Annotated in this window: 16 protein-coding genes; 8 read left to right on the forward strand and 8 right to left on the reverse strand. The window is 61.1% G+C overall.

What is annotated here, in order from left to right:
• The first annotated feature begins 9 nt into the window (after nucleotides 1-9).
• The gene (locus ACTHND_RS02160) at nucleotides 10-768 is read left to right on the forward strand and encodes an NAD kinase (protein ID WP_440175638.1); all 759 of its coding nucleotides are present in this window, start codon (nucleotides 10-12) and stop codon (nucleotides 766-768) included.
• Here ACTHND_RS02160 and ACTHND_RS02165 read toward each other — a convergent pair.
• The 4 genes from ACTHND_RS02165 to ACTHND_RS02180 all read right to left on the reverse strand — a co-directional run bounded on the left by ACTHND_RS02165 (nucleotide 765) and on the right by ACTHND_RS02180 (nucleotide 4562).
• Nucleotides 765-1487, reverse strand: a complete 723-nt coding sequence (locus ACTHND_RS02165; RefSeq protein WP_440175639.1) for a molybdenum ABC transporter ATP-binding protein — start codon at nucleotides 1485-1487, stop codon at nucleotides 765-767. The genes ACTHND_RS02160 and ACTHND_RS02165 overlap by 4 nt on opposite strands.
• Nucleotides 1480-2169 carry a molybdate ABC transporter permease subunit gene (gene modB / locus ACTHND_RS02170; RefSeq protein WP_440175640.1) on the reverse strand — a complete coding sequence of 230 codons (690 nt, stop codon included), beginning with the start codon at nucleotides 2167-2169 and terminating at the stop codon, nucleotides 1480-1482. The genes ACTHND_RS02165 and modB overlap by 8 nt, the downstream gene beginning before the upstream one ends.
• Before the next feature lie 8 nt (nucleotides 2170-2177).
• Nucleotides 2178-2906 carry a molybdate ABC transporter substrate-binding protein gene (modA, locus tag ACTHND_RS02175; RefSeq protein WP_440175690.1) on the reverse strand — a complete coding sequence of 243 codons (729 nt, stop codon included), beginning with the start codon at nucleotides 2904-2906 and terminating at the stop codon, nucleotides 2178-2180.
• Between the two features lie 126 nt (nucleotides 2907-3032).
• Nucleotides 3033-4562 carry an OprO/OprP family phosphate-selective porin gene (locus ACTHND_RS02180; RefSeq protein ID WP_440175641.1) on the reverse strand — a complete coding sequence of 510 codons (1530 nt, stop codon included), beginning with the start codon at nucleotides 4560-4562 and terminating at the stop codon, nucleotides 3033-3035.
• Between the two features lie 371 nt (nucleotides 4563-4933).
• Here ACTHND_RS02180 and ACTHND_RS02185 point away from each other — a divergent pair, with 371 nt between their 5' ends.
• Nucleotides 4934-5167 carry a BolA/IbaG family iron-sulfur metabolism protein gene (locus ACTHND_RS02185; protein ID WP_440175642.1) on the forward strand — a complete coding sequence of 78 codons (234 nt, stop codon included), beginning with the start codon at nucleotides 4934-4936 and terminating at the stop codon, nucleotides 5165-5167.
• Here ACTHND_RS02185 and ACTHND_RS02190 read toward each other — a convergent pair whose 3' ends face one another.
• Nucleotides 5168-5665 (reverse strand): META domain-containing protein, encoded by a 498-nt coding sequence (locus ACTHND_RS02190; protein WP_440175643.1) that lies wholly within the window; start codon nucleotides 5663-5665, stop codon nucleotides 5168-5170. It lies immediately after the preceding gene.
• 100 nt (nucleotides 5666-5765) lie between these two features.
• Nucleotides 5766-6245: an Lrp/AsnC family transcriptional regulator gene (locus tag ACTHND_RS02195; protein ID WP_440175644.1), complete on the reverse strand. Its 480-nt coding sequence runs from the start codon at nucleotides 6243-6245 to the stop codon at nucleotides 5766-5768.
• Nucleotides 6246-6620: 375 nt separating this feature from the next.
• On the opposite strand from ACTHND_RS02195, the gene ACTHND_RS02200 reads away from it, so the two are divergent.
• From ACTHND_RS02200 to mmsB, 5 genes are all read left to right on the forward strand, one after another.
• On the forward strand, nucleotides 6621-7691 hold the full coding sequence (locus tag ACTHND_RS02200; RefSeq protein WP_440175645.1) for a Leu/Phe/Val dehydrogenase: 1071 nt from the start codon (nucleotides 6621-6623) through the stop codon (nucleotides 7689-7691).
• Between the two features lie 19 nt (nucleotides 7692-7710).
• Nucleotides 7711-9210: a CoA-acylating methylmalonate-semialdehyde dehydrogenase gene (locus tag ACTHND_RS02205; protein ID WP_440175691.1), complete on the forward strand. Its 1500-nt coding sequence runs from the start codon at nucleotides 7711-7713 to the stop codon at nucleotides 9208-9210.
• A gap of 121 nt (nucleotides 9211-9331) precedes the next feature.
• Entirely contained in the window at nucleotides 9332-10456 is a 1125-nt protein-coding gene (locus ACTHND_RS02210) for an acyl-CoA dehydrogenase family protein (RefSeq protein ID WP_440175646.1), read from the forward strand.
• Nucleotides 10456-11484 (forward strand): enoyl-CoA hydratase/isomerase family protein, encoded by a 1029-nt coding sequence (locus tag ACTHND_RS02215; RefSeq protein WP_440175648.1) that lies wholly within the window; start codon nucleotides 10456-10458, stop codon nucleotides 11482-11484. Before ACTHND_RS02210 ends, ACTHND_RS02215 begins: the two co-directional genes overlap by 1 nt.
• The gene (gene mmsB / locus ACTHND_RS02220; protein WP_440175649.1) at nucleotides 11481-12359 is read left to right on the forward strand and encodes a 3-hydroxyisobutyrate dehydrogenase; all 879 of its coding nucleotides are present in this window, start codon (nucleotides 11481-11483) and stop codon (nucleotides 12357-12359) included. The genes ACTHND_RS02215 and mmsB overlap by 4 nt, the downstream gene beginning before the upstream one ends.
• Here the strand turns inward: mmsB and ACTHND_RS02225 are convergent.
• Both ACTHND_RS02225 and ACTHND_RS02230 read right to left on the reverse strand, forming a co-directional pair.
• Nucleotides 12356-12661, reverse strand: a complete 306-nt coding sequence (locus ACTHND_RS02225) for a hypothetical protein (protein ID WP_440175650.1) — start codon at nucleotides 12659-12661, stop codon at nucleotides 12356-12358. The two genes, mmsB and ACTHND_RS02225, sit on opposite strands and share 4 nt — an antisense overlap.
• Nucleotides 12662-12774: 113 nt before the next feature.
• Entirely contained in the window at nucleotides 12775-13284 is a 510-nt protein-coding gene (locus ACTHND_RS02230; protein WP_440175651.1) for an N-acetyltransferase family protein, read from the reverse strand.
• Between the two features lie 96 nt (nucleotides 13285-13380).
• Here ACTHND_RS02230 and ACTHND_RS02235 point away from each other — a divergent pair, with 96 nt between their 5' ends.
• Complete coding sequence (locus ACTHND_RS02235) at nucleotides 13381-13878, forward strand: CAP domain-containing protein (RefSeq protein WP_440175652.1); 498 nt, start codon at nucleotides 13381-13383, stop codon at nucleotides 13876-13878.

Below are 13878 nucleotides of genomic sequence, written 5' to 3' on the forward strand. Positions count from 1 at the left end.
ACGGCCTTGATGTCACTCCGCCTCGATTTTACCGCCTCAGACCGCCCCGAAGCGCAGGAAGCCTGCGCACGGCTCAAAGCGCGATACGGTTCCGCCGCCAATCCCGATGTGGTCGTGGCGCTGGGCGGGGACGGCTTCCTGTTGCAGACCGTGCATAAGTATCTCAAGGCGCAGATACCGATCTTTGGCATGAACCGCGGCAGTGTCGGTTTCCTGCTCAACGATTATGCCGAAGACAACCTGCTGGAACGTATTCTCAAGAGCGAGAGCACCCTGATCAGCCCGCTCAGCATGACCGCGCGCACCCGCGCCGGCACCGAACACACGGCGCTGGCCTTCAACGAAGTGTCGCTGCTACGCATGTCGCACCAGGGCGCCAAGCTGCGTATCCTGATCGACGGCAAGGTCAGGCTGGACGAACTGATCTGCGACGGCGTCATGGTGGCGACGCCGGCCGGCTCCACCGCCTATAACCTGTCTGCACACGGGCCGATCATCCCGCTGACCGCCAAGGCCCTGGCCCTGACGCCGATCAGCGCCTTCCGCCCGCGGCGTTGGCGCGGTGCCATTCTGCCGCATACAGCCAAGGTGCGGATCGAGGCCCTGGAGATCGAAAAGCGCCCCATCAGCGCAGCGGCCGATACCTATGATGTGCGCGATGTCATCAGCGTCGATATTGCCGAGGCCGAAGACCTGAAGGCGACCCTGCTGTTTGATGCCGGCAATGGTTATGACGAGCGGGTGCTGGCCGAGCAGTTCGTTAGCTAGACTTTTATTCCCGCTTTGAGCGCGGCTTCCGCCAGGGCGCGGATCTGGGTTTCGCTGAGGCCGTCCAGACTGGCATTGAAGGCGGTATCCGGCGTCTCGATAATCCGTCCCTTGCTCATCCGAAGAACACGGTCGGCCAGCCGCTCGACCTCGTAGGCGTCATGACTGACATAGAGGACGGGGAGGGCAGTATCGCGTGACAAGGCCGCGATCATCGGCACGATCTCGGCCTTGGCCTCGCTGTCGAGACTGGACAGGGGTTCATCCACTAGAAGTATTTCCGGCGCGCTCATCAGGGTACGCGCTAGGGCGACGCGCTGGCGCTCGCCGCCGGAGAGTTTATGCACTGAGCGAGAGAGCAGGGGCGCCAGCTTTAGCCGGTCGACCAGCCCGTCAAAATCTATGGTGCGGCCGCCGTTTCTTTTCAGGGCAAAATCGAGATTGCCGCGCACCGAAAGATGCGGCAGCAGCGAGGCTTCCTGAAAAACATAACCGATGCGACGTTTATGAACGGGCACGAACCTTTGTCCGTCCTGCCAGACATCCGTGCCAATTCTGACATGGCCTTCCAGCCGGGTCAGCCCAGCGATGGCGCGCAGCAGGGTCGTCTTGCCGGAACCCGACGGTCCCCATATGGCGGTAACCCCCTGCGCGGGAACGGAAAAGCTGGCATCGAGGGCGAAATTTCCAGTCATGCTATTGAGCGCAACCTCAATCATGTCTGGCACTCCAGCGGCGATCGATCAGCAACAGGGAAAGCAGGACACAGAACGCAAAGACCATAAGGCCGCCGGCCAGACGGTGAGTATTGGGCCAGTCCAGTTGCTCGACCAGTTGCCAGATACGGATGGAGACCACCTCGGTCTTGCCGGGAATGGCGCCGCCGATCATCAGCACCACGCCGAATTCACCCACCGTATGGGCAAAGACGAGCAGGGCGGCGGTCAGGAAACCCTTGCGCGCCATCGGCAAGGCCACGGTGAAAAAGGTATCAAGCGGGGAGGCGCGCAGCGTGGCGGCCACGTCAAACGGACGCTGGCCCAGGCTTTCAAAGGCATTGCGGATCGGCTGTACGGCAAAGGGCAGGGAATAGATGATCGAGCCGATGACCAGTCCGGCGAAAGAGAAGTTGAGCGTGCGGATGCCGAACGGATGCAGCAGGTCCATCAGCGGGCTTTTCGGTCCCATGGCGACCAGCAGGTAGAAGCCCAGAACGGTCGGCGGCAGGACGATCGGCAGGGCTATAAAGGCGGTGACTATGTCCTTGAACAGGCTGCGGCCGAGATATTTGGATTTTTGCGATAGCCACCAGCCGATCGGGGTGGCGATCACCAGCAGGGACAGGGTAGTCACTGCCGCCAGGCTGATGGTGACATGGATGGCGCTGGCAAGATCGGTCATGGCGCCTTTCAGTGAACCGCGTAGCCGTAGGATTTGATGATCTTAACCGCTTCCGGGCTCTTCAGGAAGGCGATATAGGCTTTCGCCGCCGGATCGTTGGCGCCGGGCGTGAGCAGGATGGCCTGCTGGTCGATCGGCGTATAGACAGCGGCGGGAACGATCCAGCGAGAGCCTTTATTTTGCTTATAGATCTGCGACAGGGCGACAAAACCCAGTTCGGCCGAGCCGCTGTCGATAAAGCCATAGGTCTGGGCGATGGAACTGCCCTTGACGATTTTCGGAGACAGGGTGTCGTAAAGGCCAAGTTTCTTCATGGTCTCGACGGCCGCCAGGCCATAGGGCGCGGTCGCCGGGTCGGCGATGGCGATATGCTGGAAATTGCCTTTTTTGAGGACAGTGCCCTTGCCGTCGACCAAACCGGGCGTGGCGCTCCACAAGGCCAGGGTGCCGTAGGCATAGACAAAGCGCGTCCCCTTGACGCCGAGGGTTTCGGCTTCGAGTCTGGTCGGGCGCTCAGCATCGGCGCTCAGAAAAACCTCAAACGGCGCGCCCTGCTGGATCTGGCTGTAGAAGGCGCCGGAAGAGCCAAAGCTCATGATGACGTGATGGCCGGTTTTTGTCTCAAAAGCGGCGGCGATCTCTTTTGCCGGTTGGGTGAAATTGGCGGCCACGGCTACCTGGACATCACCGGCGAAGGCGGATGCGGAAAAAGCGGACAGGCACAGAATCGCCGTCATCAGGGCGCGCTTGTGCAAATTGAACCTGGAAGTCATCGGAAACTTTCAGCCGGTGCGAAGGGGAGGGACGCAAAACAAGGCCCGATGATCGTCTGATCACCGGGCCTTTGCAAGTCTCAGGCTAGATTAAAAGCCGAACTGGCTGCGAACGGCGAAGGCCGTGTAGTCCTGGCCGATCTGGTCGCCGGCGGCATTGAGGCGGTTGACCTCCACGCTCTGGCCCTGGAAGATGAAGCGGACCGTGGGGGTAAGCTGCCAGTTGAGGCCCAGCGAGGTGATATCCTGCTGGCCGCCGCGGATACGGTCGGCGGCGAGCGCAGCCTGATCATGATAGTTCAGGTCGAGCGTCGAATAGCGCGCCACCAGTTCGAAGGCGCCCCAGTGACCGGAAGCCGGGTCGAAATTGGCCGCCGGAGTCACGCCGTCAAAGGCCGCCGTCTGGGTATTGTACTTGCGGCTTTCGCCGGTCAGCACCCAGCCGCCTTCAACATACCAGCCGGTAAACTTCGGATTGGTGACGCCGGTGGCGGCGTTCAGGCGCTGGATGCGGTAGTCGAAGGCTTCGCTTTGCAGGAAGAGAGTCTTGTATTGGGCGCCGAATTCAAGACCGGTAACGGAAGCCGAATCGGCATTGATGGCGCCGCTGTCGACCAGGCGGGTGGCATCGACGCGCAGTTCCGGGCGCTCACGCAACTGAACCGGATAGCGGGTCGCGGCCGCGGCGCCGGTATCGGCGGGATTGATAATGCCGGAATAGTTCAGGCCGACATGGATCAGCGCATCCTTTGTTTTAACCGGCGTGCCGGCGATACGGGCCGCTATGCCCAGTTGCTCGTCATTATTGACGGTGTTGAAGCCGCTGGCCGCCGTATTGAGCGCAGACATGGTGTTGCCGGTAACGGCAAAAGACCATAGGTAACGGTCCTTGGCATTGAAGGCGGCGATGCTCATGCGCGTGTCGCCGGCGCTGACATTACGGGCCATTTCGGCGACCGCCGCCCGCTCCAGGAAGGCCGAGCCGCCTTGCGACCCGGCATCGGCCAGGCCGATGCTGGGGGCGAATTCGCCGACGCGGAACTTGGCTGACTTGAAGCCGGAATACTGAACCCAGGCTTCGTGGACGCGACCGACATCCTCAGCGCCGGTGCCGCCGAAGTCGAACGTCAGGTTATAGTCGAAATCGCTGAACATCTTGCCGTTAAAGATGACGCGGGCGCGGCGGATATTGGTGCCGCTGTTGAGATCGCGCGCGGTGACGGCGGCGGGCAGGTTGCTGTCCTGATTGTAGGTGGCGGCATCGGCCTGGAACAGGCCCTTGATGTTGAAGGTGAAGGCGCCGTCGCCCGAGGCCAGCATCGGCGAACCGTTCTTGAGCGTGGCGGTGACGGCGGACGTGGCCGGTTTGGCGGGTGCAGCGGCTACAGCGGGCGCCGGCGCAATCGGGGCCGCGATCGGCGCATTATATCGCGTGGCGATCTGCGATTTCAAGGCGTTGAGCTGGGCCTGCTGGGCATCGATCTGCGCCTGCATGGCGTCGATTTTCGCCTGGACATCCGGGGGCACCTGCTGGGCCAGGGCCGGAACGGCAAAGGTCAGGGCCATCAGGCTGGCGGCGGCGATAAAGGTCCGGTGTGTCCGGCGGGAGGGGGTACGCATAGAGGAGGCTCCGTTGAAACTGTTATGGACCATAGTGTTATTTGGTTAATTGCATCTTGCGGGGGAAAATGCGTGTCTGAAAAACCCCGAATGAGTGACCATTATGATACGGTTTGGTCTGTCCTGCGCTCCCTATAGGGGATGCGAGGGGCTTTGGCATTAAAGGCCGTTAAGCGGTCAGCCCAGACTTTTGGGGTGTGTGATTGATAAAATTTGAGCTGGCAGGGGGGGCGTCTCTTGGCACTGGCGGGCTGGATGACGAAGCGCAAAGGGCGGCGTGAGCCTTGCAAAACCCTGCCCAAACCGCCAAAATTCTACCCAAACCGATTGAAACCGGTTAAAGCGGCGCAGGATTTTAAGGAACACTTGTCATGGCCATTGCGCAAAGCGATCTTCAGGCCCGCATCGAAGCGGCCTTTCCGGGTGCGGAAGTTACCATCACCGACCTGGCCGGTGATGGCGATCACTACAAAGCGCGCATCGTATCGGATGCCTTCAATGGCCTGCCGCGCGTGCGCCAGCATCAGTTGGTCAACAGGGCGCTGGCGGACCTGCTGAGCGGCCCGCTCCACGCCCTGGCCTTGGAAACTGTGGCGAGGGGCTGATTATTCCGGCTTGCGCGACCAGGTATAGGTGCCCCGGCCGCCTTCGAGTCCGAGCGACAGTGTATCGCCGTCCACCTTATAGTCCGCCACGGAATTGGCGTTGAGTTCCCATTTGGTATCCAGTCCGGGCGTAAGGCAGGCCATGCGGGTCATGGCGAGCGGACCGAAGGTCAGGTGGCCGTGGGTGCCGTCGGTCGGGGTCATTTCCCAGATGGCGGTGGCGCGGTTGCAATCGACCTTCATGGCCGCGCGTCCGCCGCTCAGGAAGGTCAGTTCGTATTTGTCAGGCGTATCAGGCTTGACCGGTGCCGCGTCGGCGTCATTCGGCTGGAACTGCACCAGTTGCCAGGTGCCGACCAGGGTTTTCGGCGGCTCTCCTGAGGCGGCAGCAGGGGCGCCTGCATCGACCGAAGCCTGCGGCGCATCCGTGGCGCAGGCGCTCAAGGCAAGGGTGACGATAAGGCTGGCGGTAATCAGAAATCCGGTACGAACGATCATGGAGCGGCGCCTTCTGCTGGAGCGATGAGCCCGATGAACCGGGCGGCTTCACCTTACCGCAGATCGTGCGGTTGGGGAAGGTGGTGCGGGCCGTTCGCGCTTACAGAGAAGGCGATGGATCGCGTTTCAGCCGGCGCAGGCAGAAGGTTGATCGTGCGTGGCGGATGCCGGGGAATTTCAGCAGGCGCTTGCGCAGGAAACCCTCATAGTCCTCGGTATTCTCGACCGCAGCGATGATGACATAGTCGTATTCGCCGGTGGTGAGATAGGCGTCGGTCACTTCCGGCAGTTGCGCCAGGTGGCGCGAAAAGGTCTCGATCTTTTCGTCGTCATGCTGGTCGAGATTGACCTCGACGATGACCGACAGGGGGCGGCCGATCTTTTCCGGATCAAGCAGGGCCACATAGCCGGCGATAACACCAGAGTCCTCCAGTCGCTTGATGCGCGACCAGCACGGGGTCTGGGACAGGCCGACCTTGTCCGCCACTTCCTGCGTGGTCAGGTGAGCGTCGGCGCGCAGCAGGCGCAGGATCTTGCGATCGATTTCATCCAGGGAATGGCCGGCTTTATTCTTGTTCATTGCGTCTTTTTGCCCTGCAGCAAAATATTTTTCTTTGTTTGCCGATTATCGCAGATAGTTTCACCCGTGCCAATCTCTTTGTGGCGATAGTTCGGAAACACTTTCTCCTCAAACGCGCCTAGTCTCCGACGCAACTATATAAGACAGGGACACCGCCATGTACGCTTATGCGACGTCAGCGGACACAAACGTGCCGGACTCTGGTCGCCGGGGCTCTCCGCCCGGCGCCGGTTCCGGTCATGGCCCAGGAACGGACCTGACAGGCAAATCTGCCTTTCGCCGGAACCAGCGCGCTAGGCGGCGGGCTGGTCTCCAGGCACTCCAATCTTCAACATAATGCCACACACCCAATGCCTGACTTCAAGGAAACAGCCGATGTTTGACCATCCCGATTACGACGCCCACGAAAAAGTCCTCATGGTGGAGGATGCCGCTTCCGGACTGAAGGCGATCATCGCCGTCCATTCCACCGCATTGGGCGCGGCGGCCGGCGGCTGCCGCCTGTGGGCCTATGACAGCGGCGTGGCCGCGCTGGGTGATGCCCTGCGCCTGTCACGCGGGATGAGCTACAAGAATGCCATGGCCAATCTGCCCATGGGCGGCGGCAAGGCGGTGATTCTGGGGCCGGTTTTGCCGGATCGCCGCGAGGCCGTTCTGGAAGCCTTCGGCCGGGCGGTTGACAGCCTCGACGGCCAGTATATCACGGCCGAGGATGTCGGGGTGTCGGTGGCCGACATGAAGATCGTGGCGCGCACAACGGGCTATGTCTCCGGCCTGGACGCGGCCGTAGGCAAGAGCGGTGGGGATCCGTCGCCCTTTACGGCGCGCGGCGTCCGCGTCGGCATCGAAGCCGCGGTCAAGGCCAAACTCGGCCGCTCGGATCTGGCGGGCCTGAAAGTGGCCGTACAGGGGCTCGGCCACGTTGGCAGCTATCTGTGCGAGGAACTCTATACGCTGGGCGCCCGTCTCGTAGTAGCCGATATCAATGCCGAACGTGTTACCGAAATGCGCGATCGTTTCGGGGCTGAAAGCGCGTCGGTCGAGGATATCCTGTTGCAGCCGGTCGATGTCGTGGCGCCCTGCGCGCTCGGCGGAGCGATCAGCGAGGACGTAGCGAAGCAGTTGCAGGCAACTATTGTGGCGGGCGCGGCCAATAATCAACTATTGACGCCGCGGGCCGGGGTGATCTTGGGTGAGCGCGGCATTCTCCACGCGCCGGATTATGTGATCAATGCCGGCGGCATCATCATGGTGGCGGGTGAAATCTCCGGCCATAATGACGAGGCGCATATTCTGGAGCAGGTCGACGCCATCGGCCCGCGCCTGGCGGACATCTTCGCCAGGGCAAAAAGCGCGAATGTGATCACAAATGTGGTTGCCGATTCGATGGCGCGGGATAAGATCGCTGCGGCAAAGGCCAGGGCCAAAGTGACCGAGGCCGCTTAATTCCACGATTGCGAGGCACCTGATGCGCGAGATTTCCCACTTCATAAACGGCAGGTCTGTAACAGGCGCGTCAGGTCGCTTTGGCGATATTTACGATCCAAATACCGGCCTTGTTCAAGCGCGCGTGGCCCTGGCCACCGCCGCCGAGGTGGATGACGCCATCCAGAAGGCGGTGAGGGCGCAAGCCGGGTGGGCGGCGATGAACCCGCAGCGTCGGGCGCGCGTTATGTTCGCCTTCAAGGCGCTGATCGAGCAGAACATGGAGGAACTGGCGCACCTGCTGTCCTCCGAACACGGCAAGGTCATCGCCGATGCCAAGGGCGACATCCAGCGCGGGCTTGAGGTGGTGGAATTTGCCTGTGGCATTCCGCACTTGCTGAAGGGCGATTATACCGAAGGCGCGGGGCCGGGTATCGATGTCTATTCGATGCGCCAGCCACTGGGCGTGGTGGCAGGCATCACGCCGTTCAACTTCCCGGCCATGATCCCGCTGTGGATGTCGGCCGTGGCTGTGGCGTGCGGCAATGCCTTTATTCTCAAGCCTTCGGAAAAAGACCCGTCCGTACCGGTTCGCCTCGGTCAACTATTGATCGAAGCCGGATTGCCGGAAGGCGTTTTCCAGGTCGTCCATGGCGACAAGGTGGCGGTTGATGCCCTGATCACCCATCCGGATATCAAGGCCGTATCGTTCGTCGGTTCGTCGGATATCGCCCAGTACATCTATGCCACCGGGGCGGCGCACGGCAAGCGCGTCCAGGCCATGGGCGGGGCAAAGAACCACGGCATCATCATGCCGGACGCCGATCTCGACCAGGTGGTAAAGGATATTGTCGGGGCGGCCTATGGTTCGGCCGGCGAGCGCTGCATGGCCCTGCCGGTGGCGGTGCCGGTGGGTCAAAAAACCGCGGATGCCTTTGTCGAGCGCATGATCGATGCGGCGCGGGGTCTGAAGGTCGGGATCTCGACCGATGCCGAGGCGCATTACGGGCCGGTGATTTCCGCTGCCCACAAGGCCAAGGTGGAAAACTATATCCAGATGGGCGTTGATGAAGGCGCGTCGCTTTTGCTCGATGGCCGGGGGATGAAATTACAGGGACATGAAGAGGGTTTCTTTATCGGGCCAACCCTGTTCGATCATGTGAAGCCGAATATGGTCACCTACCAGGAAGAAATTTTCGGGCCGGTGCTTCAGGTGGTCCGCGCCGAGACGCTGGAAGAGGCGGCGGCCCTCCCTTCACAACATGCCTATGGCAACGGCGTGGCGATCTTTACTCGCAACGGCCTGGCGGCGCGCGAGTTTGCCGCCAAGATCAATGTTGGCATGGTCGGCATCAATGTGCCGATCCCGGTGCCGGTGGCCTATCACAGCTTTGGCGGCTGGAAGCGTTCGGCCTTTGGCGATATGAACCAGTATGGCGAGGACGGTGTGCGCTTCTACACCAAGGTCAAGACGGTCACCCAGCGCTGGCCGGATGGGGATATTGGTGATCAGGCGTTTATCATTCCGACGATGAGTTAAAGTAAGAAGTCCCACCACCACGCTGCAAGAGCGACGCGGTCCCCTTGCCCATCAAAGATGGGGAGGTACAAGAAGAACCTTTCCCGCCAGAGGAGAGGATAGATACAGGCCAGGAACCACAATGTCACTAAACGACGACCAGCTTATGATCCAGGCAGCGGCGCAGCGCTTCGCCTATGACCGTCTGCGGCCCAATGCCGGCGAATGGGATGCGCACAAGCACTTTCCGGTCGATGTGATGCGCGAGGCGGCGGGGCTGGGTTTTGCAGCCATCTATACCCAGGAAGAACACGGCGGATCGGGCATGAGCCGCCTCGATGCCGTGCTGATCTTCGAGCAACTCTCGCGCGGCTGCATCGCCACGGCCGCGTTTCTTTCTATTCACAACATGTGTACCTGGATGATCGACCGCTTTGGTTCGGCCGATCTGCGGTCGCGTTTCGTGCCGAAGCTGACCGGCATGGAGCTGATCGCCAGCTACTGCCTGACCGAGCCGGGCTCGGGTTCTGACGCCGCGGCCATGAAGACACGCGCCGAGCGCGATGGCGAGACCTATGTGCTCCATGGTTCGAAACAGTTCATTTCCGGCGCCGGTGTCTCGGATATCTATGTGGTGATGGCGAAGACCGGCGATGGTATTTCCGCCTTTGTCGTGCCGAAGGAGACGCCGGGCTTAAGCTTCGGCGCCAATGAAAAGAAGATGGGCTGGAACGCCCAGCCGACGCGCCAGGTGATATTCGATAATGTCCGTATTCCGGCGGAAAATCGTATCGGTGGGGAGGGCGAGGGCTTCAAATTCGCCATGAAGGGGCTGGATGGCGGCCGGCTCAATATTGCCGCCTGTAGCTTGGGCGGTGCGCAGGACGCCCTGGATCGCGCCCGGCAATACGCCGCCGAACGCAGCCAGTTCGGCAAACATATCAATGAATTCCAGGTGACGCAGTTCAAGCTGGCTGACATGGAAACCGAACTCCAGGCGGCGCGTACCCTGCTTTATGAAGCCGCGGCCAGGCTCGACGCCGGCACGCCGGATGCCACCAAATGGTGTGCCATGGCCAAGCGCTTTGTCACCGATGCCGGTTCTAAAGTGGCCAACGAGGCGCTGCAGATTCATGGCGGCTATGGCTACCTGCATGACTATGGCGTCGAGCGCATCGTGCGTGACCTGCGGGTGCATCAGATCCTCGAAGGCACCAACGAGATCATGCGCGTCATCATCGCGCGCGACATGCTGAGAGACCAATAATGGAGGTTATTACCCGCATCGAGAACGGCATTGGCCGAATTACGCTCAATCGCCCGCAGGCCCTGCACGCGCTCAACACGGACATGTGCCGACAGATGAGCGAGGCCCTGACCGAATGGGCGAACGATGCCAACGTGAAAATGCTGATGATCGATCATGCCGAGGGCACACGCGGGTTTTGCGCCGGCGGCGATATCCGCATGGTGGCGGAAAGTGGCCGCCAGGATGGCAAGGCGGGGGAGGATTTTTTCCGCATCGAATATACGCTCAATATCCAGATCAAGCGCTTTCCCAAGCCTTATATCGCCTGCCTTGACGGTGTGACTATGGGGGGTGGCGTTGGTATTTCGATCCACGGTTCGCACCGCATTGCCACCGAACATACGCTCTTTGCCATGCCGGAAACCGGTATCGGCCTGTTCCCGGATGTCGGCGGCTCGTGGTTCCTGCCGCGCCTGGAGGGAGAGCTTGGCACCTGGCTGGCCCTGACGGGGGCGCGGCTGAAAGGCCGGGATGTGCTGGCGGCGGGCATCGCAACGCACTTTGTGGCCTCTGGAAAGCTGCCGGAGGTAAAGGCGCGGATGCTGGCTGGCGAGGCGCCGGATGCGGTGCTGGCCGATTATACGGAAGGGCCTCAGGCACCGACCTATGCCGAGCATCTCGATATAATCAATCATTGCTTTTCGCGCCCGACGATCACCGATATCTGCCTGGCGCTGAAGATGGCTGATGACGACTGGGCCTCAGCGCAGGCTGATATCCTCAAAACACGCTCGCCACTTTCCATGGCCGTATCGCTCGAACAATTGCGGCGCGGCGCGCGGATGGCCACCTTTGAGGATATCATGCGGATGGAGTACCGCATCGCCTGCCATATTATTCGCACCTATGATTTTTCCGAGGGGGTGCGGGCGGTGATCGAGGACAAGGATCACGCCCCGAAATGGTCGCCGGAAACGCCCGCCGGGGTCACAAAGGCGATGGTAGAGGCCATGTTTGATCCGGTTGCAGAGGAGCTTGCGCTATGAAAATCGCGTTTATCGGCCTGGGCCATATGGGGTCCGGCATGGCGGCCAATCTGGTGAAAGTCGGCCATGAGGTGCGCGCCTATGATTTGAGCGAAGCGGCCCTGACCCAGGCCATGGCCGATGGCTGTATTGGCGCGACATCGCTGGGTCAGGCGTGCGAAGGGGCGGAGGCGGTGATCACCATGCTGCCGGGCGGCCAGCATGTGCTTTCGGTCTGTTCGCAGGTGCTGGAACGGGCGCCGAAGGGCGCGCTGCTGATTGATTGCTCAACCATTGATGTCGAGAGCGCCCACAAGGTGGCCGCGCAGGCAGAAGCCGCCGGTTACCCGATGATCGATGCCCCGGTCTCCGGTGGCGTGACCGGCGCGAAAGCCGGCACCCTGACCTTCATGTGCGGCGGACCGAAAGACGCCTTTGATCGCGCCGAACCCATCCTGAAACAGATGGGCAAGGTGGTCATCCATGCCGGTGCTGCGGGGGCCGGGCAGGCGGCCAAGCTGTGCAACAACATGCTGCTGGCCATCACCATGATCGGCACCTGCGAAGCCTTTGCGCTTGCGGAAAAGCTGGGACTGAAAGATCAGGTCTTCTTCGATATCGCCTCGAAGGCGTCCGGCCAGAACTGGTCGATGACCAGCTATTGCCCGGTGCCGGGGCCGGTGCCGACATCGCCGGCCAATAATGATTACCAGCCGGGCTTTGCCGCGGCCCTGATGCTGAAGGATTTAAGCCTGGCCATGCAGGCGGCGGCCCAGACCAATGCCGATACGCCGCTGGGTTCGCGCGCTCATGCGCTTTATGAAGCCCTGTGCAATCAAGGCCATGCCGCGCAGGATTTCTCCTATATGATGGAACGCATTAGAAGAGGCGCTTAAGCCCTTATATAGTTTAAGACTTCCGGACTGTTGGCAGCGGCGGCCATGACCACCTTGTTCAGGCCCTGTTGCGTCGTGCGCTCGTCGATCTCGCCCTTGCGGTACATCCACGACAGCTTGCGCAGATAGTCGCGCAGGGCAATTCGGTCGTCGTCGCCAAAGCGAACCGAAGTCATGGATTCGATCCTGGCCTGAAGGTTTTCCCGCGCGGCGCGGCCTTCGCGGATGCCAGCCCTGAAGGCTGCCATATGCTGATCGACGAATGCCTTGCGCGCCGCTTCATTAAACAGATTGATACTCATGGTGATGCTCCCGAAAAACCATGAACGACCGTCGCACGGCCGGGCGCATACGCCAATTAACGCTTGCTCACTTCCGCGTTAGTCAGTGCGTTCAAAAAGTTGATCCGGCGTGATCAGAGCGTTTTGTACATCACAAAGGCGTCGACAAAGCCGAGGCGCGGATGATCGAAGGCGCCGGGCAGGCGCCCCACAATCTCGAAGCCCATCCGCTGCCACAGGGCGACGGCCCGCGCATTGCTGCTGATTACGAAATTGAACTGCATGGCACGGAAGCCCTGCGCTTTGGCCGTTTCGATAGCGTGAGCGCACATGGCGCGGGCCACACCATTGCCGGTGGCCTGGGGTGATACCATGAAGCCGCAATTGGCGACGTGTGCGCCGCCGCCTTTCTGGTTGGGCGTCAGGAAATAATGGCCTAGAATCTCGCCACCGCTATCCGCCACAAAAACCTGGTGCGGCCCGGCAAACCAATAGACGAGGGCGGTCTCCCGGTCCCAGTCACGCGGCAGGGCATAGGTTTCGCCGGCGCGCAATATGGGGTGGATAATGGCCCAGATGGCATCATGGTCTGCGGGGGTGGCGGGGCGGATCAGCATGGGTTGGCTATAGGGCTTGTTGGCCACCGCGAAAAGCCTTAACAGCGGGCTTAAGACTATGCGTTTGGAAAAAGTTAACGGATCAGGCGCATCGTCCCGGATACCCCCAATCGGAATTTCAGTATGCGTACCCTTGCCCTGCTTACGGCCGCCTGCGCCGGCCTCGTCTGCTCACATGCCAACGCCAGGCCGCGCGGCCCGGAGGCCGATGTGCTGGCCATGATTAATGCCGAACGCGTTCGGCACGGCTGCCAGCCCCTGCGGATCGAGGCGCGGCTGTCCGAAGCCGCCGAGCGCCAGAGCCGCGGCATGGCCGAGCGCCATTATTTCAATCACAATGCCCCGGATGGCTCGACGCCCGGCAAGCGGGTACGCGATACCGGTTATGTTTTCCAGATGGTCGGTGAAAATATCGAGGCCAATACCGATGATCCTGAAGAGGTCTTCGATGCGTGGATGAATAGTCCTGGCCATAGACAGAACATCCTGATGTGCGCCTTCAAGGAAACCGGCATCGCCATGGCCTGGCAGGAGGACGACCAGCGCGTGGCCGGCGTGTCACCGGAGTTTCACGCCTACTGGACGCAGGTCTTTGCCATGCCGCTTAATCTGGGCAGATAA

It is taken from the genome of Asticcacaulis sp. (genome assembly GCF_051954415.1).
In the GTDB taxonomy this organism is placed as follows: domain Bacteria; phylum Pseudomonadota; class Alphaproteobacteria; order Caulobacterales; family Caulobacteraceae; genus Asticcacaulis.